Raw genomic sequence first — 24,766 nt, 5'->3', positions numbered from 1 at the left:
TAAAAAAAAAACAACAATAAAAACAACAATAAAAAAAACTAACAAAAAATATGAAAACAACAACACTGATAGTATTATTTTTAAGCACTATCGTAGCAATGGCACAGGACCGATTAACAGCCAATGAAAGTCGATTTTACACCAATAAAATTCCAAATAAAGAAATTGAAATTAAATTATCTGGAAAAAATGACGGTGGAGATAGTGACTTATTGAACGCTAAAATTGCCTCTTTGTCAAAATCAGGTGGTGGAATCATTCACATAAAAAAAGGAAATTATTATTTAATTGATGTGGTATTACACTCTAACATTCATATCAAAATTGATAAAGACGTGATGATTGAGCCTTATTTCGATAAAAATGCTAAAAAAGTAGGGAATAACATCTTCGAAGTAGGAAAAGAATTTTTGGTTGAAAATGTAGCCATTACCAATGCTGATGAGGACAACGAAAACCAAGCGACTTGGTTTTCTGCCAATTTCCCAAAAGGAGATTACCGCATGAAAATCATCACGGGTTGTAACGTGCGTAATTTTAAATTTTCTGGCTTTAAAATTACCGATTCTTATACTCCTTTTTCATGTATTGCTTTGAATTTACCAGATAGTGGAGATCGTAACGAAGTAGCGTTTCAAGGAATTGTAAAAAACATTTTGTTGATCAATAGCCATGTAGGTTATGGCGTGATTCAGATCCAAGCAGGTAAGTCTATCTTATGTAAAAATTTAGAAGGTGTTGGTGGAGTAACCATGCGTGTAGAAACAGGTAGTGGTGAAACTGGAAAAGAAAATGTATTAACCGTAGACGATATCGTAGGTAGAAATATTAAAATAAAAGATGGGGATGCTGCAGTAAATGTTTCTCCTCACAGAGTAGATCAAGGGCGTGTAGATGTAGAAGGGATTATAGCAGTAAATTCTTCTTTTGCAGTGCAAATAGCAGGTGGTTTCAAAGATAAAAAGGAAACAGGAGTCGATAATATAGGAACTTTTGATAGCCGTTCCTATATTGGAGATATCACAGTTACAGGTGGAAAAGGGGCACAAGTAAAGTCTAAGGATTTCATCTATTTTGATTGTATAGAACGTAAAGAAATGGAAACTAAATGTCAGAATCCTGATTTTGAAAGTACGCCTGGACGTTCCATTGGAGTAATTAGAACCAATGCAACCCTAGCAAGTGGTTGTAAAAACGGGAGTGACGGTGGTTGTTATGAAATTAATATTGGAAAAATTACAAAAACCAATTCAGATTTTTTAATGTCTAGTAACTATACCTATAAAAATATGGGTATAAATGGATGTGATAAAACTAAAGTAGAAAGAAATGCAGACTGTTTGAAAAATCCATCCAAAGGGAAAGGTAAGAAACATGGAGAAACTAAAGCAAAAGAGAATAATAAAGAAGTAAAAAAAGGAAAAAAGAACAATAAAACGCTTTAAATAGCCTATTCAGGCTTCTTAAAATATAAAATAGTTGATTATGAAAATAAAATTATTAAAATCGAAAACAGCACTTTTGTTGCTAGTTATATTAGGGAATTGTGCTGTAGCTTTAGCACAGAATCCATTGGTACCCTATGTGTTTACCGGCGTCTTTAATCCTGTTTTTACAAGTACACTACCAGCCAATAGCGATCCAAATAGTAATCAAACAGCCAATTTACAAGCATTAATCGACCAAGTTTCGTCAAATGTTGGGGGTGGTACGGTTTATGTTAATCCAGGGGTTTATAGATTTAATAATCTTTACCTAAAATCGAATGTATTTTTGTCAATTGATAAAGGTGCGATTATAAAACCTTATTACTCGGGAGCTAAAACCCAATCAATGACAATCTTTAATCTTGGTAGTAATGATGTTGGTCTTAATCCAGTTATTATTTCTAATGTAAAAGTAGGCTGTACTAATTGTGGTACAGATGATAAAGTGACCATTGACGCTGATGGTGCTTTGGGGAATTTCAAAGCATTTGGAATAGCACAAGTACAAGATTTTTCAATTTCGAACTTTTTGATTTTAGACAATGCAACCAAAATTGCAGGAATAAATTTCACTCCAAGTTTTAAAGGCTTTTATAGTTCTAACAAGCAAGATAATAAAGGAAATCCAGTATTAGATTCCAAAGGTGTTCAGGTTGTACAACAAGTACCTACAGGTGTAAGTTGGTCACCACTTAATGGCGAAATGAATAACTTGGAAATCCAAAATGCACATCCAGGTTATGGATTAGTCCAAGCACAGTCTTGTAGAAATATTTCATTCAAGAACTGTAAAGCCCAAGGAGGTTCGACTTTACGATTAGAAACAGGCGCTACAATTGCACTTTTACCATCCAATATTGATGCCGATTTAGGGGTTGTAAATGATATTTATGCAGAAGGAATAACTTCTGTAAATGGGCGAAATGCAATGTTATTTCAGCCACATTCAAGAATAAATGGTAGAGTGGTGGCCAAAAATATTCGTTCAATAGGTTCTGCTTTTGCGGTATATGCACCAACTGGATTTTTGGATGGTGATATAGGTAAAAATTTATTAGACGCTGATCCCAATTATATAGAAGGGTATTACAAAGATATTACTATAGATGATGTTGTTGCTACATACGGCAGCAATACAGCGCAATTAGAAAGTGATTATCAGTTTTATTCACAAGCATATAGAAACCAAAGCCCGTTGAATAATTTACCTGTTTTTAATGGAGATAATTCTTTGAAAATTGGGCCATCAATTGCAGTTATAGGCCTTCGTTCGGTTAGCAATGTAGCGCAGCAAAAACAATTTGAAAACGGTAGTATTGTTTCAACTGGTACCAGAGAAGATACTATGGGAGGGAAATTTTATTTAAAAATGAGTAATATAAACGGAATCGGATTTACAGATCCCATTTCAAAATGTAGTACTGATTTGCATCGTGTAGAAGGGTATCCATTTGTGCTTTTTGGAGATGATTGGAGTTTTGGTTTTAACTATGACTGTTCCAATTTAGGAACAGAAGATTTTAATTCTAATGATACTATCACTGTCATTCCAAATCCTGCATCAACATCGGTTATAGTATCAGCACCAATTAATAGTGAGATACATATTTACAATACCCTTGGTTCTTTGTTGAAGAAGATACAAAATAGTGAATTGAAATCTACTATAAACGTTTCTGATTTAAGCTCTGGAATTTACTTTGTCGAAATTTCGTTAAATGGATCAAGAACTGTGAAAAAATTAATTATAGAGTAAGCTTCCATAAAATATATAAATTAATAAAAAACCATAGCTGTTGCTAATAATACAAATTTTTTAAAATTGTTTTATTAGTAACAGCTATTTCTTTACCAAGAGGTAATGGAAAAATCCTGACTTAACTTCATAAAGATCATTACAACGAATATTACTTTAGAATCGTAGGAGATACTTTGAGCCATTGTATAATGCCGTATCAATAGTATAAGGAGAGCAAGTTCTTTTAGAAATACCAAACTGAGACAGTAGCTCATAATGTATCTTTTTTTATCGGATGAATTGCTCAGCTGTTAGTTCCGTTTCTCTTAACTTTATTTTTACAAATCTTTATACTTTCAATAAAAAAGTAATACATGCAGTAGCCTAAAGTCTTGTTAGCAAATTATAATAAGGTGTAAAAATTAAAAGAAAGTAGTCCTCATAAATAAGTGAAATCTCAGGATCATATTTTCCATCGATTTGTAACCTTTAGTATTTGAGTGTGCCCCTCCATAAACCCGATAGCTATCGGGGACGGGTCGGGTCATCCATTATAAGTTCTCAACAATTTCCGCTATCTGCATATTTTTGTGGGCTTTTCATTGCTACCTCTCACCCCAAAAAAGGGAGTCCAAAAGTTAATCATGTTGTGAAGCCTATAATTAAAGTTATAAAAGTTAACTATTCGGGAACCAAAGCACAGGTAGGTCACAAACACAATACTTTTTTACTTTTTGATAGGTGAAGCTTGCCTTCGCCAACAACTATAAAATCTAAAGGAGGAAGTTTTAGTAATCCCTCTATTGTCTGTGTGGAATATAACTACAATTACAAAACAAGTGTCAGTTAATCATTTGTGGCTTATTTATAAGATTTCGAGTTAGTCAAATGGTAAACATTAAAAATATAAAAGAATGTAATAGTATAAGTGCATTTTGAACTATTTCAAAATCGTAAATACCAATCTATTATTTTAAGCAGAAATCAAGATCACGGATTAGTTTGATGTTTGTTTAAAATATCAAAAAAGTGAGAATAAAATACGAGCTATCTATAAAAATCTATAAAATGATTCAAAATAAATACATTTTTTACTCACAGAGACAGTCGATATACTCACAAATAAAAGTTTAGATAGGTATTACTTTATATTTGTAATGAAATATGTAATTACAATGCCGCAGTATTCAGTAAATATATTGATCAATAAATAGAGGTTAAATAAAGCCCGATTTTGGGTAAATATGAAGCGAATTAAAAGGTGATTTGAAGTTAACTTGCAACTTGATTCGCTTTTTATTTTTAGTTATAAAAATTTAAAAGTTATAAAAAATGAAAAAACAATTCCACTTAGTCCATTTCGCTATTCCACTGACATTCTTGTTACTACTATTATCTAGTTGTTCAGATAAGGAAAAAAATAAAAAGGTAGCATCCTCAGATAAACCCAATATTATCCTTTTCGTGGCGGATGATCACGGTATAGATGCACTTGGTTGTTACGGGAATCCTGTAATCAAAACTCCAAACTTAGACCAATTGGCTGCTGAGGGAACTCGTTTTACCAATGCCTATTGTACAAGTGCAAGTTGTGCTGCAAGTCGTTCGGTGATCCTTACGGGGAAATTTGGTCATGCAACAGGATCTTACGGTCATGTGCACGATTACCATCACTTTAGTACCTATGATACGATAAAATCATTACCCGTTTTATTAGAAAAAGCAGGTTATGCAACGGCTAGAATAGGTAAATACCATGTAGCTCCTGAGTCGGTTTATCATTTTCAAACGGTATTAGAAGCCGATCCAAGAAGTACTTTCGAAATGGCAGAAAAATGTAAGGACGTTTTAAACTCAGATAAACCCTTTTTCTTGTATTTCTGTACAGATGATCCACACCGTGGTGGACCTTTTAGACCTGTAGACTGGAAAACACCAAACAGTTTTGGAAACAAAGCCGATGGTTATCCAGGTGTAAAAACAATAGTTTACGATCCTAAGGACGTTTTAGTACCCGATTTCATGCCCGATACCCAACAAAGTAGAGAGGAAATAGCACAGTACTACCAAAGTATTTCTAGAATCGATCAAGGTTTTGGAAAATTAATGGCTATGTTAAAAGAAACTGGAAAAGATAAAAATACAATTGTAATCTATATTTCAGACAATGGAATGGCATTTCCAGGGGCTAAAACAACAGTGTATGAACCCGGTATTAAATTACCTTGCATTATCAAAGATCCATTCGAATCTAAAAAAGGTTCTGTGAACAATGCAATGATTTCATGGGTAGATTTGACGCCTACCATCCTACAAATGGCGGGAGTAGATGCTGGTAAAAATAAATTCCACGGTCATTCTTTTGAAAAAGTTATTGGCGAAGAAAATCCAAAAGGTTGGGATGAAATTAACGCTTCGCATACCTTTCATGAGATTACCATGTATTACCCAATGCGTGTAGTACGTAAAGGAGATTACAAATTAATTTGGAATATCGCATATCCATTAGAATACCCGTTTGCTTCAGATTTATGGGATTCGTCTACTTGGCAAGCAGTGTATAGAAATAAAGCACAGTTTTATGGTAAACGTAAAATTCAAGATTTTCTACACCACCCTCAATTTGAATTATTTGACTTGAAAAAGGATCCAAATGAAATCGTTAATTTAGCTACGGATAAAAAATTCCTTCCTCTTTTGAACGATATGAAAACAAGATTAAGAGAATTTCAAAAAAACACACAAGATCCATGGATAATTATGTGGGGTGACCACGATAATAGTTTTCAGGGGACAGGAGTACATCTTTAAAAACCACACTAAACCAATACTATGAATCAATTCTTTTTAAAAATGACAACAGTCTTAGCACTGTTCGTATCTTTTCAATCGTCTGCAAAAACAGTTATCGAAATCAAACATCAAGAGGGTGATATGACACCAATAGTTCGAAAAGCTATTGAAGACAATATTGATAAAGACCTTACAATTGTATTTGAAAAAGGAAAATATCTTTTTCTACCTGATTTTGCAGTAGATAAATACAGTTACATTACCAATCACGGTAACGGACTCAAAAAGATCATTTTTTTACTAGAAGGATATGATTCGGTTGCCATTGAAGGTAACGGGGCTGAATTCATTTTTCATGGTCAAGTAGCTCCTTTTCAAATTAAAAACTGTAAGAAAGTAACCGCTAAGAACTTTACTATTGATTGGGATATTCCGTTTTTGTTTCAAGGCGAAGTAACTGCGGTTAACCCAAAAGAAGGTTGGTATGAAATCAAACCTTTCACCAAAGGCTATTCTTGGAAAGTAAATAGAGACCAAATATCATTTCCAGATGTTGATGGCTTCTCGTTTTTCGAATTAGGAAGCACATTGGAGTTTGATCCAAAGATAAAAAGAGTGGCTCTTGGTGCTTTGGATATGTCAGTTCGTCCTCGTTATGTAGAGAAAAAAGCTAATGGAGTTTTGAGACTATATGAAAAATTAAGAAAATATCCAGAGATTGGAAACGTAATGAATTCGAAAGGAGAAAGTGAACAAAATCGTTATGCGCCAGCGTTTCAAACGATGAATTCTCAAAATATTCTATTTGAAGGAATCACGATTCACCATGCCTTAGGAATGGGTTTTTTATTCGAAAGATCTGAAGAAATTGTAATTTCAAAATGTGGTATTTTTGTTCGTCCAGGTTCGGATAGAGTCGTTTCTACGATAGCAGATGCAACACATTTCAGCAACTGTAAAGGAAATATTTTAATCGAAAACTGTAAATTTCAACACATGCTAGACGACGGTACAAACGTTCATGGTACATATGTTGAAGTTAATAAAATTGTTGATTCAAAAACTGTCGTGGTCGAGTTGAAACATTTTGAGCAATTAGGATTTGAATTTGCTGGTATAGGGGACGAAATGTGGTTCATTCAACAGCCAAGTCCTGAAAGAGTTGCTGTAAACAAAGTCGCAAAAGTGCTTACGATTAACGATCGTTTCATTCAGATTACTTTCGAAAATAATCTGCCTTCAAATTTAAAACAAGGAGATAATATAGAAAATAAAACATGGAATCCTGTATTTACCATGCGTGGTTGTACAATAAATGATCATCGTGCACGTAATGTGATTATCAAAACGCCATTGAAAATTATCATCGAAAACAATAACTTCTCTTCGATGATGTCAGCTATTCAATTGCGTGGTGATAACTATTATTGGTTTGAATCTGGTGCTGTAGAAGATGTTACCATTCGAAACAATCATTTCGTTCATTGTGCTTACGGTGGTGCAGAATCAGCTATTTTATACGTAACTCCAAGGTTGGGGAAAGACTTTGATGATAAAGCTTTTTTTGATCGTAATATAACTTTCGAAAATAATACTATAGAAACTTTTGGTAGTCGCATTATTTGGGCGGATCGTGTAGATGGATTGAAAATCACCGGAAACACAATTATTCAAACGAAGGAAGCGGTAGATTTGTATCCAAACTCTCCTATGTTTGATTTGATTAATTGCAATAATGTAGACATTTCAAAAAACACCTATAAAGGAGATAATAAAAACATCTTGAAAGCTGATGAAACTTCTAAGAAAAATCTAAAAGTAAAAAGAAATAAAGGGTTTTAAATTATAGAATTCCCTTTTATAAACCATTACCAATTTAAATAGCATAGAAAACAAATGCTATTTAAATTGGTAATGGTTTTTTTTATGGAAAAAAGTTCGATTATAAAGTGCAAAATATAGGTTCTAAATCAGGGTATTTTATGTAAATTGGAGCATTCAAAATCGACCATTAAATGAAATTATTCAGATTCTTATTCCTGTTTTGCTTTCCTGTAGTTTTCAATGCTCAAAATTCAAAACCCAATGTTGTTTTTTTATTGGTAGATGATTTGGGTTGGGGAGACTTTGGTTGTTACGGTTCTCAGTTTTACGAAACACCAAACATCGACAAATTGGCCAGTCAAGGTATGCTCTTTAACAATGCTTATGCGGCTTGTACGGTTTGTTCTCCAAGTCGCGCTGCTATTTTAACAGGCTGTTATCCCGCTAGATTGCACTTGACTGATTGGATTGCAGGACACAAAAGACCGTATGATAAATTATCGGTTCCAGATTGGAAAATGAAAATTGATCATGAAAGAATTGTCCTTCCAGAAGCAATGAAAGAAGGGGGGTATACAACTGCTTTTTTTGGAAAATGGCATTTAATGCCAGAAGGACAAGCCGATTTTGACCAACACTATCCAACCAATCACGGTTTTGATACCAATGTAGGAGGAAGAGATTGGGGACAGCCTAAAGGTCCAGGAAAATATTTTTCACCTTTTGATATGCCTAATTTATCAGACGGTAAACCCGGTGATTATTTGACCAATAGACTGACAGATGCTGCCGTGGACTTTTTGGATAAAACCAAAAAGGACAAACCGTTTTTATTGTATTTCTCGTATTACACCTTGCACGGTCCTTTGATGGCTCCGCCAGAATTAGTAGAAAAGTACAAGAAAAAAGTAGCGAATTTCAAGAATCCTAATGATGAATTTTTAAATTTTGCCAGAGCTGGAATGGTCGAAAGCTTGGATAAAAGTGTAGGTCGAATTATGGACAAACTAAAAGAATTGCGAATCGAAGACAATACCATTATCATCCTGACAGGAGACAATGGCGGAGACAATCCAAAAACTACAGGAGGATTAAAGGGATACAAAGGTTTGTCGTATGAAGGGGGCGTAAGAGAACCCTTTATGGTCAAATGGAATAATAAAATCAAAGCAGGAACTAGGTCAGACGAACTAGTTATTGGAACCGATATTTATCCCACGATATTAGATATGGTTGGACTTCCGTTGCGACCAGAATCACATCAAGACGGTATTAGTATTTTGTCAGTTTTGACGGGGAAGACTAAGAAGTTGGGGCGTGATGTTTTGTTTTGGCATTATCCACATTACCACAGAACAAACCCTTATGGTGCTGTTCGCCATGGCGATTGGAAACTAATCGAATTTTATGAAGACGGCACTTTAGAATTATATAATTTAAAAACTGATCCTAAAGAAATAACAAATTTAGCCACTAAAGAAAAGTCAAAGGCGAAGCAATTGCTTAAAGAATTGCAAGCTTGGCGAAAATCAGTAGATGCGCAAATGCCTACGATAAACCCCAATTATGATCCAGCTAAGGTTGGTGAAAAACGTGCGTATTAAAAGCCGTAAAAAAAAAGTATAAAAACTATAGGAGCTCGATGTATAATCGGGCTTCTATAGTTTTATGACTATAATTTTAGTCAAATGGACTGTCAGATACAATTTATTTATGGATAACATTATTTTTCAGCTAATTAAATGTGAAATTTACTTTTTCAAGATTATAGTAAATAACAAAATAGATACAATGTTAATAGCACCAAGTAAAAGAATAGGAGTAATTATAGCTGCAGCACTATTCAGTTTTTCGTGTAATGGTAGTAAAAAGTCAACTGCATCCGTAGCAGCAAAACCAAATGTAATCTACATTTTGGCCGATGATTTGGGCTATGGTGAAGTGGGGTACACTGGTCAAAAAATGATTCAAACCCCAGAGCTTGACCTTTTAGCCAAAAACGGAATGCGTTTTACAGACCATTATTGTGGGAATGCTGTATGCGCTGCTTCGAGAGCCGCATTGATGACAGGATTACATCCTGGCCACGCCTATATCCGTGACAATAGTCCCGGTTATCCTGAAGGACAAACTCCATTGCCAAAAGGAACCGAAACGATTCCAAAATTAATGCAACGTGCTGGATATACAACTGGTTTAATCGGGAAATGGGGTTTAGGTTCTATCAATGATTCGGGTAGTCCGTTGACGCAAGGTTTTGACCATTTTTATGGATTTACCGATCAAGTATTGGCACACAATTATTATCCAGAGTATTTATGGAGTCAGGATAAAAAAGTAAAATTGAACAATTCAGAAACGGAGCATAACGATTACAGTCATGATTTATTGACCATTGATGCTTTGAAGTTTATAAAAGACAACAAGAAAAAACCATTTTTCTTGTATTTGGCTTATACGATTCCACACGTGGATTATCAAGTTCCAGATTTGGCACAATACAAGGACAAAGATTGGCCAGAAAACATGAAGATTCATGCGGCTATGACCTCTCGCATGGATGGCGATATCGGAAAAATTAAACGATTATTGGAAACGATGGGGATTTCGCAAAACACCATAATCATGTTTAATAGTGATAATGGTGCTCACGGGATGTTTGGTTCGGCTGATTTTTTCAATCTTACAGCCGACTTACGTGGGTTAAAGCGAGATATGTACGAGGGCGGTGTGCGTTCGCCTATGATCGCTTATTGGCCTGGGAAAATTAAAGCGGGTTCAGTGAGCAACCATATTTCGGCTTTTTGGGATATGTTGCCTACTTTGTCAGAATTGACAGGTGAGCCTGTTGTTGGTAAAACAGATGGGATTTCGATACTACCTACTTTATTAGGGAAAGCCAAAGAACAAAAAGAGCACGAGTATTTGTACTGGGAATTGTATCCAGGGAAAACGCCCAATCAAGGGGTTCGTTTTGGGAAATGGAAAGGCGTTGTCGCTGATAGAACCAAAGGAATGAATATCGAATTGTACGACCTTACCAAAGATTTTAGGGAGCAAAAAGACGAAGCAAAAGACTATCCTAAAGTAGTAGAACAAATTCGAAAAATAATGTTGGAAGCACATACTCCTAGTCCGTTTTGGGATGTTACGACCAAACCTTTTTTCAATTTGAAAGCAGCAATGGAGGCAAGTGGTTTAAAATATGTACCGAAATCTAAAAAAGACGCTCATAGCAACGCGGAATAATTTTTATCGAAAAAAATAAAAAGCTTATAATGAAAAAAGGAATCATACTTATTGCTAGTTGTTTGTTCTGGATAGTGGGACAGACACAAAAAATAAATTTCAACGACCAGTGGAGTTTCATCCAGAAAGACATTGTTGGTAGTGAAGTTTCAAGCTATAACGACCAATCATGGCGAAAACTAAACCTTCCGCACGACTGGAGTATAGAGGGGGAGTACGACGAAAAAAATCCGATGGGAGATAAATGTGGGTACTTGCCAGCAGGAATTGGTTGGTACCGCAAAACTATTTCGGTTCCCAAAGAATGGAAAGGAAAGCAGATCGAAATTATTTTTGATGGTGTTTTTATGAACAGTACGGTCTATGCCAATGGTGTGAAACTAGGTGTTCGACCGTTTGGTTGGATAACTTTTGGTTATGATATAAGTGAACAAGTTCGTACTTCCAATACCATCACTTTTGCTGTGCGCGTGGACAATGACCAGCAACCATCTGCACGTTGGTATACCGGTAGCGGAATCTACGCAAATACTTGGATTGATATTCGCGACAATATTCATGTAGTAAACGATGGTGTTTTTGTTCGAACAGAAGGAAATACAATAAAAATCGATACAGAAATTAAAAATACGACTACTAAGAGGTCAAAAGTGATATTAAAAACGACTTTCTTGGATGCCAATGGTAAATCGGTACAAACTATTGAAACCAAATTAAAGTTAGAGTCGAATGGGACACAAAAAGTAGCGCAACAAACACATATAGATAATCCGTCATTGTGGTCAATTGAAACGCCGACTTTGTACAAAGCAGTTAGCGAAATTTATGAGGGTGAAAAACTAGTAGATCGTTTCGAAACCCGTTTTGGAATTCGAGATATAAAATGGATTCCCGAAACAGGAATGTGGATTAACGGAAAAAACGTAAAAATTCAAGGGGTTTGCAACCATCAAGATGCTGGAGCTTTGGGAGCTGCCGTTCCAGATAAAATTTTGCGTTTCCGAATTCAGCAATTGAAAGATATGGGGGTAAATACCATCCGAACGGCTCACAATCCGCAAACGCCGCAGTTCTATGCTATGTGCGATGAGATAGGAATGATGGTCATGGACGAAATTTTTGACGGCTGGGAGCAAAAAGCAACTCATGATTATGGGGAGCAAGCTTTTGCAAAATGGTGGAAAAAAGATTTGACAGACTGGCTTCGTCGTGATCGCAATCATCCTTCAATTGTGATTTATAGTGTTGGTAACGAAACGCATGGTGATGTTGGAAAGGATTTGGTAGCAGAATGTCATGTAAATGATCCTACAAGACCAGTAACTTCTGGCCATTCGGGTTCTGAGTTTATGGATGTTTTTGGGGTAAATGGAAGCAGTGAAAAAATGGGATGGTTTGATACTTTACCCAAAGACCGTGTTTTTATCGCCACCGAAAATACGCATACGTGGCAAGTAAGAGGGTATTATCGAACGAAAACTTGGTATCGTGATGGTTATCCAAGTGCCAAACAACAACCGTATGAAATTCCGGATTTGACCGAGAAAGAGGTTTTTACCCACGATTGGATCGAAGAAGCGAATCGTAAGTTTAGAAAACAAATATTCAATTCAAGTTATGATAATGCTACGGTTCGATTGACGTCGCGTCACAATATTGCACAGATACGGGACATTCCCAATTACGCAGGCTCTTTCCGTTGGACAGGTCATGACTACCTTGGCGAAGCGGGTTATGTACATGGTGGATGGCCTTTTAAAGCATTTATGGGTGGTGCAATTGATATGGCTAATTTCGAAAAAGATTTATTTTATTTGTACCAAAGCCAGTGGACAACTAAACCAATGGTTCATATTTTACCACATTGGACACATCCAAAAATGAAATTAGGAACGGAGATTCCGGTTTGGGTGTACTCTAATTGTGATACAGTCGAATTGTTTTTTGACGGAGTTTCGTTAGGGAAAATCAATCCAGGAACCGAGTGGGACAAAATGCAATGCCAGTGGATGGTGCCTTACCAACCAGGAGCACTAAAAGCAGTGGGCTACAAAAACGGACGAATCGTAAGTCAAGAAACTATTCGCACCGCGGATACACCTTCCGAAAATAGATTGTCAATTGATGGAGAGCCATTATCGAAATCAGGAAACGACATCGTGCAAGTACGTATTACGGTAACAGATGCGAAGGGCGAAATGTATCCGTATGGTGAAAATAGAACTTATTTTACGGTACTAGGACCAGGAAAAATAAGAGCCTTAGACAATGGAAGTCCAGTAGATGTTGAAAAACATTTTGAAGCTTCTAATCGCATCGCTTTTTACGGGCTCACACGTGCATATGTAGAAACAACTAAGGAGACAGGAGCTGTTACGCTTGTAGCCTCGGCAATTTTGGGCGAAAAGAAATTGATTACCTCCAATTTGGTTTCAATTGATACCCAAGTTTTGGCATTGCGTGGAGCAGCTCCAAAACTAGCGATAGTAACCTATTATACTACAGATGGAACAACGCCAACCGTACAGTCGCAAAAATACAGCGCACCGTTTACAGTGACATTAGGAACAACAGTCAAAGCACTGGTATTGATTGATGGAAAACCAAGCGAAATTTTAAGTGAGCGTTTTGCAGAAGACGAAGGTTTTGTATGGAACGACAATCCGACCAACACCAAAGTGATTGGTGATCAAGCGGAACAAGCGAAATTTACGGGCGTATCAATTGTCACAAAAGGAGCCGATTTCAACGGAACAGGTTATTTACTTTTTGATAAAAAGCAATCTGGTTCGGTAGAATGGTACCAAGAAAATGATGGAGGAGAAGCCAAAGCCGAAATTTGGATTCGCTACAGTGCCAAAGTGGAGGGTAAAACAGGAAGTGCTATAAAACTCACCGTAAACGGAAAAGTACTGAACGAGAAACTTGAATTACCCAACACCAAAAACCTAGGCTCTGATTGGAATATCGTAAAAGTCAAAATCAAATTGGGTCGTGGTGCTAACAACTACAAAATCGAACCTGCTGATGGCTCGACTTTCGCCATTGATGAGATTGTGATTAAGTAATAGTTTTGATTAATTTATAAAAGAAAAAAGAACTTCAACCCTGATTATTTTGGGGTTGGAGTTCTTTTTTTTTAATAGATAAACTACAATATTTAAGGAAAATTATTCAAAAAACTATTATTCAAATTTCATAGACAAAATTATGATTTGTTTATAAAATTTGAATAATAATTTTTACTCAACAATTTTTATAGTACTATTCAAAAGTTCAACGTTAAAGTTTACTTTAGCTTTTAATGCGCTGAAAACTCTTAAAATAGTTTCGACGGTTACATTGGTAGTATTATTTTCAAGTTTGGAAATTTGTGCTCTTTGCACACCAATTAATTTTCCTAATTCTTCTTGGGTCATATTTCTTTCTAAACGCACTTTTTTAATTAAATCTCCAAGTATTTCCATTTGGAGTTCTTGTTCGTATAAAGTTCTTTTTACCGTTCCTGTCTCACCTATAAATTCATCTTTTATTTTGTCAAAAGAGAACATTTCTAATTCTTTTACTTTATTTTCCATCTCTCTCATTTTTAAGTTCAAAGTACCTTATTCTTATGTTTTCTGCTTTTTCAATTTCCTTGTCAGGTGTTTTGCCTGTTTTCTTTACGATTCCGTGAGTTGCTAAAACTAATGTTTTTACTTTTTCGGTTTTATCCCAAAATGCAAAAATCCTGTAATATGTTTTATTGTATAATGTTCGAAACTCCCAAATTTCTCCTTTTAGCTTTTTGAAAAGTTCATTATCATTTTTAATTTTCGATTTGTCAATGTTGAAAATTATTTTGTCTCGACTTTTTTCATCTATTTCGAGCAAAAACTCTCTTGCTTCAGTTAAGAATACCACATTAAATTTAGTCATTCATAATGCCTTTTGTTTCCATACAAAGATACAATTTCTTTTTAAATATTATAGTGATTATACTTTTTATCTCAAAAATCAAATCATAAATCCCACCACAGTTCGCGTGAGGGATTGTAGCGGAATCCTTTTTGGGCCCGATTTTTTTCGGGGCCAAAAAGATATAGCGAAAAGCCCGGCTCGTAGTCCCGAAACTTCGGGATAACGAAGGGACACGCCCAAAGTATTATTCTCCTGCCAACAATTTGTAATAATAGCTCCAAAAACCCCTGAAAAACGTAATTATTTTGAATGTAATGTTTTTGTAAGGTCGTATTATTGGTATTTCGGTGATTTTTTAAGAAAATTGCAGTAAATACGAACCTCTAAATACAATTGATTTACTCCTCACTATAAAAATGGGTGAGTGAGCGATTAACTTTACGAGTACGAAAACCAAAACTATTACGAAATTATGGAACGCAGAAAGTTTTTTCAAACCGGAGTTAAGGGAGCCATAGCAGCAAGTTTTTTGCCATTATTTGGCGATGTCAGTGCGACTCCTATTAAAGAAGAAGACATACATTTATTTGATTTGGATGAATCTAATAAAAAAATAAAACGCCCTAACAAAAAGAAAAAAGCCATGAGCTACGATGTCGTGGTGGTTGGTGCAGGAATGGCAGGAATATCGGCAGCGGTGGCAGCTGCAAGAACGGGTGCGAAAACAGTATTGGTACAAGATAGACCTGTTTTGGGCGGAAATGCGTCGAGTGAAGTTCGTGTGACTGTAAATGGGGTTCAAGGCTTACAAGATAAGTTTAAAGTAGACCGAGAAACGGGAATCATTGAGGAGATCATGATCGAAAATTTATATTACAACTCACAAGAATCCTATCATGTATGGGATCATGTTTTGTATGATTTTGTAGTGCGTCAGCCCAATTTGACTTTGATGTTGAATACCCAAGCGGTAGACGTGGAAATGGGTGGTGACGAAATAAAAAAAGTAATTTGTTGGCAATTAACCAGTGAAACCGAATATACCTTGGAAGGCAAAATGTTTTGCGATTGCTCTGGTGACGGATTGATGGCGGCAATGGCTGGAGCAGAATTCCGTACGGGACGCGAAGGAAAAGCGGAGTTTGGTGAATCTTTCGCACCAGACCAACCAGACAATTGGGTGATGGGAGATTGTATTATGATGAGTACAAAAGATATGGGAAAACCAGTGCCTTTTTATCCGCCATCTTATGTGTTGCCATTTGATTCCAAAAAGGCTTTCAAAGATAAACATCGAAAAATAAAGAATGTCAAAGAAGGCTATTGGTGGATTGAGGTTGGTAGCAATATTGATATTATAGATACTCGCGAAGATAATCGTCATAAATTGATGGGGTATTTTTATGGAGTTTGGGATCATATCAAGAATTCGGGAGATTTTCCAGAATCCAAAAATATTGCTTTGGATTGGGTAGGTTCTTTACCGGGGCGTAGAGAATCACGTCGTTTTATGGGTGACTATATCTTAAATCAAAAAGATTTGGAGGAGTACAAACATTTTCTGGACGCAGTCGCTTTTGGAGGTTGGTCTTTGGACGAACATTGTCCGGGTGGAATTGAGAATTTGGATGAACCAGCGAGTTTCTTTCATTCGAATTTTAAACAAATATATGAAGTACCTTTTAGAAGTTTGTATTCGAAAAACATTTCCAATTTGTTGTTTGCAGGTCGTAATGTAAGTGTCAGTCATATGGCGTTGTCATCCACTCGTATCATTAGTACCTGTGCTATGATGGGGCAGGCGGTAGGAACGGCTTCTGTACTTTGTATCAATAAAGAAATAACCCCTCGGAAATTAGCAACCAATCATATTAACGAATTACAAGAACAATTGTTACGTGATGATTCTTATTTCCCAAATCGTCCTGCGAATGATTTGAACGATTGGGCAAAGAAAGCAAGTTTGATTTTTGCCTCTTCGACGACTTCTGGTGATGCCAAATTGTTGTTAGACGGTGTGGGTAGAGACGAAGTGGAAAAAATTCACCATTGGCAGTCTGACGGATTGAATGCCGAATTGCAATTAGAATGGGATAATCCGATTAAATTAACAAAAGTCGAAATGAAGTTTGATACCAATTTGCAGCGTCGTATTATGATGCATAAAAATCCAGATAAAGCGACAGAATTAGGTCAGGTTTCAGGTGTTCCGCCAGAGTTAATTAAAAACTTTTCCGTTGAAGCTCGTGTGAGCGGAAAATGGGTAGAAGTAGCGAAAGTAACTAATAACAAAACCCGTTTGGTGAAAACTAGTTTCCCAGAGGTTGCTACGACTGCAGTTCGTTTGAAATTAGCAGATACCCATGGAGCTGAAAACGTGAAGATGTTTGAGATTCGTTGTTATTCTTAATGCTAATAAAGAAAAAAATACGTACTTGTAGTCGCAAATCAAAATAGTTCTAATAACATAATAATATGATAAGTTTTCTAATTAGTATTCTGATTTTGGTGGCGGGCTACTTTATCTACGGCAATTATGTCGAAAGAAAGTTTGGTGCTGACTCTAGTCGAGAAACTCCAGCGATTAGTAAGGAAGACGGCGTAGATTTTGTTCCGTTACAGTTGGGAAAAATCTTTTTGATTCAGTTTTTGAATATTGCGGGATTGGGGCCTATTTTTGGAGCCATAGCAGGAGCATTATGGGGACCTGTTGCATTTTTATGGATCGTTTTTGGTTGCATTTTTGCGGGATCTGTTCATGATTATTTGTCTGGAATGTTATCGGTACGTCATGGTGGCGATTCGATTCCCGAGATAGTAGGCGTGTATTTAGGGAAGACGGTTAAGCAATTTATGCGTGTGTTTGCAGTACTTTTATTGATTTTAGTAGGAGTTGTTTTTGTTGTTGGACCCGCCACAATTTTACAAGAGTTAACAGGTACAGATACTTCAATTCTTATTGTCATTATCTTTATTTATTATTTGCTTGCGACCATCTTACCAATCGACAAATTAATCGGGAAAATTTATCCCTTGTTTGGCTTATCATTATTAATCATGGCGGTGGGTTTGTTTGGTGCTTTATTATTCGAAGGTTACACAATTCCCGAAATAACAGTTGATACTTTCAGAAACATGCATAACAACCCTGTTGATTATCCCTTGTTTCCATTATTGTTTATTACGATAGCATGTGGTGCGATTTCTGGTTTTCATGCAACGCAGTCGCCTATGATGGCACGTTGCATCACCAATGAGGCACACGGGAAAAAAGTATTTTTCGGCGCCATGATTACCGAGGGAATTGTAGCCTTAATTTGGGCTGCTGTGGCGATGGCTTTTTTTGGAGGTGTAAAAGAATTGGGAACTACTATGGCTGAGGAAGGTCATAATGCTGCTTGGGTAGTGAATATTATTTGCAATACCATGCTAGGAAAAGTGGGTGGTATTCTAGCCATTTTTGGTGTAGTGGCAGCACCTATAACATCGGGTGATACTGCTTTTAGAAGCGCTCGGTTAACCATTGCTGATTCATTAAAATTAGATCAAAAAAAATTAAGCCAACGATTGATGGTTTCGATTCCGATTTTTGCCATTGCTATTGCATTGACCGAAATAGATTTTGCGATTATTTGGAGGTATTTTGGTTGGTCCAATCAGGTGCTGGCAACGGTCGTACTTTGGGCAGCCGCAGTTTATATTAAAAAAGAAGGAAAGACCGCTTGGTTTGTGTTAGCTCCAGCAGCTTTTATGACTGCAGTTGTGGTAACCTATATTTTGGTAGCTCCCGAAGGATTCAAATTGGGTTACACTTTGTCATATTGCACTGGAATTGTAGTTGCGGTGCTATTATCAGTTTGGTTTATTGTCTCTAATAAAAATAGTATTTCAAAATTTTAAAAATGATTCTGAATGCCTTATTAATTTTATAAATGACTCGAATTCATATTTTAAAAGGGTGCATGCAATGGGGTAAATTTGGATTTATTTAAATTGAACTTAGACTTTGTATTTGAAGGTTCCTTATTATAAATAGACCATTGAAATTACTTTTACTATTACTTTGGTCTACTATTTTAAAATCATTTATAATGACTTAACACTTATAATTAACGAATTATCACTAGTGAAATGTTTTAAAAAAAATGGCCTAGAAATCGTTTTTGAAATAGTGAAAAAATTTCTATCGAAGGAAATGGCATTCGCATAATAAAAACTAATAAGTAGCGCTAAAATAGTGAAGTTAATCATTGCTGCAGAATTAATACTTTTAATTAATTCGCGATAGTAGTAAATTTTATAAGCGGTATTTTATTGGTAATGTAATTTGGCTATTTTAATAGTAGGGCACCAAATAGGTTTGTCTTCTTAGTATTTTTTTATTCTTCAATGATGCAGTACTATTTTGTATCAACCATTTTGTGTACAAACTTTTAAATGGGGTTGTAGTTCATGTTCTATTTCTCAAAAGTATGATAGAAGTTGAATTTTATTTATCTATAAAGACAATTGCTGAATGGATAAAGACAAACATTCTTTTAGTTATTCAGTACTTTGGAAGTTTGAAACTAACATAAAAATTTAACCAAAAGGATGATGATAGTTATAGCTTTTATCTTATTGATATATAATAATATTGGTTTTCCTTAAGAAAATAAAATCCTTTAATGATTATTGATGATATTTATGGGCAAAATAGTATCTACCAGTCAAAATGATATGTTTGTAAAAAGAATTATGGAAAGAAGCCATATTTAAAAGTCTATTTGGTAAAAGTATCTTGATGGTAATTTAGGTATATATGAGGTGATTTTAAAAAAAGCATTTAATTAAATACTATCACATTAATCAGTTGAATTAAGGTTGATATTTGGATAAGAATATCCATTGTACAAAAGGACTGTTTGGAAGAATCAACCAAATCAGAATTAATGATTTATGATCCAATAAATAAAAATAAAAAGAAAAAATACTATTGATTATTCTATAAGTGATTGGAGAATATGATTTTATCTTTGAATAAATGAAATATTCATTTCTTGCAAAAGGAAACCACTTTATATCAGGAATAGTCATGCTTTTGAGGTGTTTAATAAAATAGAAAAATATTACGAGGGATAAAAAATAAAATGATTGTGTTGAATTTTAGAACTGAATTTGAATTAACTTTAACCAATTTAAAATAAGGGATATGAAATATAAAATTTTACCTCGTTTACTATTGTTAATTGGTTTTTCAACTACAGTTTTGGCACAAACAGCACAAGATAAAATAGTCGAATTACAAAATTTAATGTCTCAAGCTGAGTCAAAAGGAATTGATACTTATAAGGAAAAAATGACAGTTCGAACGGCTGAAATTTTTTCGAAATATGCCACTTACGATGAAAATCATGTGAGTATGAACAAAGACTTTTTTGATGCTCGGTACCCTTTTCCAGAAGCAGGAACACCAAATGCACCCGCTATTCGACCTACTACGACTCAATTAGCCAATGATTTACCGACTATCATACGTAATGATGTAATAACTATTCTAGATGAATCCATTGATAAAATGAATAAATTGCTACTGCCCGATGCTATTATCCCATCAGCAACGCCAGTTGTGGATTGGGCCAACGTGAGTATTTCTGGTAATAAATTAATGAATAATGGCAAGCCTGTTTTCCTATTAGATCATAGTTTTAAACCAGATGCTGATGAGCTCACGGAATTTTATGGTGACCTAGGTGGGGCTTTTATTAGTTTATCTAGTATTACGAATTCTTCAGGTGTTTTAGATATTCAACCTAGTTTAATAAGTTCATTAAGTTCACAGCCTACGGGTAATATTGGACACGTATTCTTGTCACAAGCAGCAAACCCTTCTTGGTTAATAACTGCTTCAAAAGATAGCAATTCTCCTTATTATGGAATGGTAACTACTGGACCCTTATTTACAAAATTTGACATTGATCATCCGCAGGCTAGACCTTTGAATTCTTTATTACTGTCAAAAACTATCCCGTATATGGTAGGTAAAAATTACAGTAAGTTAGGTGTAATGTTGACAAATGAACCTCACTGGTTCACCGCCGAAGGAAGTTTTGATGTGGTGCCCATTAGCCAATATACCAAAGCTAAATTTGTCAATTGGTTACAAAATAAACACCAAACCATTGCGACTCTAAATTCAGTTTGGGGTTCTTCATACACTTCAATTGATGCAGCGGTTAGTGATTTTCCATTTCTGGTACCCTTAAATTTACAAGGTTCGGCCAAATGGTATGACTGGATGACATTTAATCAATTCAGAGTTACAGATTGGTTTACATTTTTGGATACTGAGGTAAAAAAACAAGATCCAACAGCCAAAAATCATCTAAAATTAATTCCATCAGAATGGAGTACGGGTAATCATGATCATGGCCTAGATTTTGAATCGTTAACAAATCTAAGTGGGATTATAGGGAACGATGCAGGAAGTGTGAGTTCAATTGTTTTTGGTAATATAGCTAATCAAACTTGGGTAGATCGTTACGGTTTTAACTGGAGAGATTTTGCTATGCCATTGGATTTTATGACCTCCGTAAGTCCGGATAAGCTTGTTTATGATACGGAATCTCATTTTCAATCTAGAACTAATTTTAGAGATATGAATTTGTCACAAAACTATACTCGGACTACTCATTGGTTAGCAACATTACATGGGATGAATGCGGCTCAAAACTGGGTATGGTTTAGAAACGAAGATGGTTCTTATCAAAGTCGTTTATTAAATCAAAATCCAACAACAGGTATTTTTGATAGTGTGAATGCGAGCAAAGCTAACGGTTATTCGGGGTCTACTACGCAATTACCAAAGGTATTGAATGAAGTAACGGCTACAGTAATGGATTTGAATACTCATTCGGAAATCATAGATGCTTTACAACACCTTAGAAAGTCCTTGCGTATTTTTTATTCTGAAACATCTGCAATAAATGACGTGAATTATATGGACAACGTTTTCAGTCTTTATGAATCTTTATATTTTAATGGTATTCCATTGGGTTTTGCTACTCAAAAGATTATTCAATCTCAACCTAGTTCCAACTGGGATGTCATTTTGGTGTATAATACAAAACAAGTTACGATAGCTGAATTTAATGCATTGCAAGGTTATTTAAATAATGGGGGAACTGTTATTATCGACAATCTTAGTTTACAACAAAACGAATATTCTCAAAGTTTAGAAAATTCTCTGAGCGCTGGTTCGGGTTCGTTGATTTTAGCTTCTAGTTTAGCAGACATAACAAACAAAGGTTTAAATATTTTAAGTGTTAAAAATAAACTTTGTCCTGTAACTGTTTCAGAAGTAAACGGTTTAGGAGCTGATAAAAAAGGGGTTGCTTGGAGAGGATATTCAGATACTGATGGAGTGGAAAAATATGCTTCCTTGTCAAATATTGGTAAGACAGATGCTACAGTTACATTAGGGATTAGTGGAGTTACTTCAGACATAGCAGTTTTTGATATGATTTCAGGAGAAAGGTTAACTTCTAAAACATTTGTATTACAATCGGAAGAAACTCGATTGTTAAAATTGGTTAAAGAAAGTGATTTAGAATCAGAAACATTTGCTATTGAAAATTCAAATGTCGAAATTTATCCCAATCCAACATCTGGTCCCTTTACCATCACTTTTAAAGATGATGTAACTGATAAATTAGAACTTGAAATCTTTACGATTTCAGGAAAAAAGATTTTCGAAAAAGTTTTTGAATCATCCTCAAATGTTGCTGCTTCTTTAGAGAAATATCCTGCGGGGATTTACTTTCTGAAAGCCAAAAGAGGTGATGAAGAGATAAATTTTAAGCTAATAAAAAATAAATAATTTTAAATAAGAATTTTATATTAAACCATCTACATAAAATATAGTCCTAGAAGGGGCTTTGTAAGATGATTTTATAAATTACTTTGATTAAGAAACATATGTGATACTTAATAAATTCAGGATTTTATAAAATGTGACTAATAAAGCATTTTTGTAAAACCTTTATCTGAAATGTTGCTATCATATTATAAACTATTAAATAAACTAGATAACTAAATTTAAATATTGAAAAATGATGATTAATAAAATTAGCACTATGAAGTTTCCGGTTGCTTGTATAGCAATGCTTGCATTAATTGGATGCGGAAGTGCCCAAAAAAAACACACAGAAAGTGTTGTGAAATCAAAACCGAATATAATTATTATTTATGCCGATGATTTAGGATATGGTGATTTGTCAGTATATGGAGGAATTGATCTTAAAACCCCAAATATTGATAAATTAACAAAGGGAGGACTTATGTTTACCAATGGGTATGCCACTTCTGCAACTTGTACTCCTAGTAGATATGGATTATTAACAGGTACTTATCCTTGGCGTAATTCGGATGCTAAAATTCTTCCTGGAACAGCTCCATTATTAATAGGTACAGAACAAATGACTATCCCCAAAATGTTAAGAGAAGAGGGGTATGATACTGGTATTGTAGGGAAATGGCATTTAGGTTTAGGGTCAGGAGATGTAGATTGGAACAAGCACATCAGTCCAGGTCCAAATGAAGTTGGTTTTGACTACAGTTTTATCATGGCAGCTACTCAAGATAGAGTACCTACAGTTTTTATTCGTAATGGAAATGTTGTAGGATTAGATCCAAAAGATCCTATTGAAGTAAGTTACAAAAAGAATTTCCCTGGTGAACCAACTGCAATAGATCATCCTGAAATGCTAAAAATGAAATGGCATCATGGACACAATCAAAGTATTGTTAATGGTATTCCTAGAATTGGATACATGAAAGGTGGAGCTACTGCAAAATGGCATGATGAAGATATGGCAGATACTTTTCTAGAAGAAGCTAAGAATTATGTTGGAACACACAAAAACAAGCCTTTCTTTATGTATTATGCCATTCAACAGCCACATGTACCACGTACACCAAGTCCAAGATTTGTTGGTGCTTCGGGCTTAGGACCAAGAGGTGATGTAATTATTGAAGCTGATTGGTGTGTTGGAGAATTAATGAAAAAATTAGAGTCAGAAGGAATATTAGATAACACATTAATAATATTCTCTAGCGATAATGGTCCCGTTTTGAATGATGGTTATTATGATGATGCAGTTGAGAAATTAGGGAACCATAAACCTGCAGGACCGCTAAGAGGAGGTAAATATAGTTTGTTGGATGGTGGAACAAGAGTTCCTTTTGTAACTTATTGGAAAGATCATATTAAACCTGGGGTTTCTGATGCTGTTGTTTGTCAAATGGATTTACTAGCTTCTCTTGCTTCAATGGTTGGAAGCAAAGAAACTAAATTTAGCGATAGTCAAAACTTAATGAATGAATTCTTGGGTAAAAGTACGGTAGGTCGCAAATCATTAGTTTTAGAAGCTAATGCGAAAACACTTTTACGTAAAGGCGATTGGATTATGATTCCTCCTTACAAAGGAGCTTCAAAAATGAATACCGAAGTAAATATCGAAATGGGTCCGGATGATGATTATCAATTGTACAATACCAAAAAAGATATTGGTCAACAAAATAATGTTGCAAAACAATTTCCAGATAAATTGAAAGAAATGAAAGAAACTTTTGAGAAATTAAGAGGTACTGATTATCAAAATGTGAAGGAACTTAAATTACAATAGTTAAAAATAAAGATTGAATACAAAACAACTCTCTAAAAGTAGTCAACTTTAGGAGAGTTGTTTTTTTATATACTAAAATTTACTTTTTTCTTGATTAATGTATTTCTATA

Annotated in this window: 13 protein-coding genes; 11 read left to right on the top strand and 2 right to left on the bottom strand. The window is 35.0% G+C overall.

The window, feature by feature from the left end; genetic code table 11:
* Positions 1–50 precede the first annotated feature (50 nt).
* From M2326_RS06605 to M2326_RS06575, 7 genes are all read left to right on the top strand, one after another.
* Positions 51–1,445, top strand: a complete 1,395-nt coding sequence (locus tag M2326_RS06605; protein WP_264618767.1) for a glycoside hydrolase family protein — start codon at positions 51–53, stop codon at positions 1,443–1,445.
* A 40-nt stretch (positions 1,446–1,485) separates the two neighbouring features.
* Positions 1,486–3,243, top strand: a complete 1,758-nt coding sequence (locus tag M2326_RS06600) for a T9SS type A sorting domain-containing protein (protein WP_264618766.1) — start codon at positions 1,486–1,488, stop codon at positions 3,241–3,243.
* A 1,314-nt stretch (positions 3,244–4,557) separates the two neighbouring features.
* Complete coding sequence (locus tag M2326_RS06595) at positions 4,558–6,036, top strand: sulfatase family protein (RefSeq protein ID WP_264618765.1); 1,479 nt, start codon at positions 4,558–4,560, stop codon at positions 6,034–6,036.
* 21 nt (positions 6,037–6,057) lie between these two features.
* Positions 6,058–7,860, top strand: a complete 1,803-nt coding sequence (locus tag M2326_RS06590) for an alpha-1,3-galactosidase-related protein (RefSeq protein WP_264618764.1) — start codon at positions 6,058–6,060, stop codon at positions 7,858–7,860.
* A 173-nt stretch (positions 7,861–8,033) separates the two neighbouring features.
* Positions 8,034–9,446, top strand: coding sequence for a sulfatase (locus M2326_RS06585; RefSeq protein ID WP_264618763.1), 1,413 nt, complete (start codon positions 8,034–8,036; stop codon positions 9,444–9,446).
* A gap of 187 nt (positions 9,447–9,633) precedes the next feature.
* Positions 9,634–11,091, top strand: a complete 1,458-nt coding sequence (locus M2326_RS06580) for an arylsulfatase (RefSeq protein ID WP_264618762.1) — start codon at positions 9,634–9,636, stop codon at positions 11,089–11,091.
* 29 nt (positions 11,092–11,120) lie between these two features.
* A complete protein-coding gene (locus M2326_RS06575) occupies positions 11,121–14,159 on the top strand; it encodes a glycoside hydrolase family 2 TIM barrel-domain containing protein (RefSeq protein ID WP_264618761.1) in 3,039 nt (1,012 codons plus the stop codon).
* Positions 14,160–14,333: 174 nt separating this feature from the next.
* On the opposite strand, the gene M2326_RS06570 is transcribed toward M2326_RS06575, so the two are convergent.
* Both M2326_RS06570 and M2326_RS06565 read right to left on the bottom strand, forming a co-directional pair.
* A complete protein-coding gene (locus tag M2326_RS06570; protein WP_264618760.1) occupies positions 14,334–14,669 on the bottom strand; it encodes a helix-turn-helix domain-containing protein in 336 nt (111 codons plus the stop codon).
* Complete coding sequence (locus M2326_RS06565) at positions 14,659–15,009, bottom strand: type II toxin-antitoxin system RelE/ParE family toxin (protein WP_264618759.1); 351 nt, start codon at positions 15,007–15,009, stop codon at positions 14,659–14,661. The genes M2326_RS06570 and M2326_RS06565 overlap by 11 nt, the downstream gene beginning before the upstream one ends.
* 454 nt (positions 15,010–15,463) lie before the next feature.
* On the opposite strand from M2326_RS06565, the gene M2326_RS06560 reads away from it, so the two are divergent.
* The 4 genes from M2326_RS06560 (at position 15,464) to M2326_RS06545 (ending at position 24,656) form a co-directional block, all read left to right on the top strand.
* Positions 15,464–17,401 (top strand): FAD-dependent oxidoreductase, encoded by a 1,938-nt coding sequence (locus M2326_RS06560; RefSeq protein WP_264618758.1) that lies wholly within the window; start codon positions 15,464–15,466, stop codon positions 17,399–17,401.
* 65 nt (positions 17,402–17,466) lie between these two features.
* Entirely contained in the window at positions 17,467–18,891 is a 1,425-nt protein-coding gene (locus M2326_RS06555; protein ID WP_264618757.1) for a carbon starvation CstA family protein, read from the top strand.
* Between the two features lie 1,291 nt (positions 18,892–20,182).
* Entirely contained in the window at positions 20,183–22,849 is a 2,667-nt protein-coding gene (locus M2326_RS06550; RefSeq protein ID WP_264618756.1) for a T9SS type A sorting domain-containing protein, read from the top strand.
* A gap of 232 nt (positions 22,850–23,081) precedes the next feature.
* Positions 23,082–24,656: a sulfatase family protein gene (locus M2326_RS06545; protein ID WP_413603263.1), complete on the top strand. Its 1,575-nt coding sequence runs from the start codon at positions 23,082–23,084 to the stop codon at positions 24,654–24,656.
* Positions 24,657–24,766 lie beyond the last annotated feature (110 nt).

The organism is Flavobacterium psychraerolatum (genome assembly GCF_025960985.1).
Lineage (GTDB): Bacteria > Bacteroidota > Bacteroidia > Flavobacteriales > Flavobacteriaceae > Flavobacterium.
This window is presented reverse-complemented; position numbering and strand designations above follow the sequence as displayed.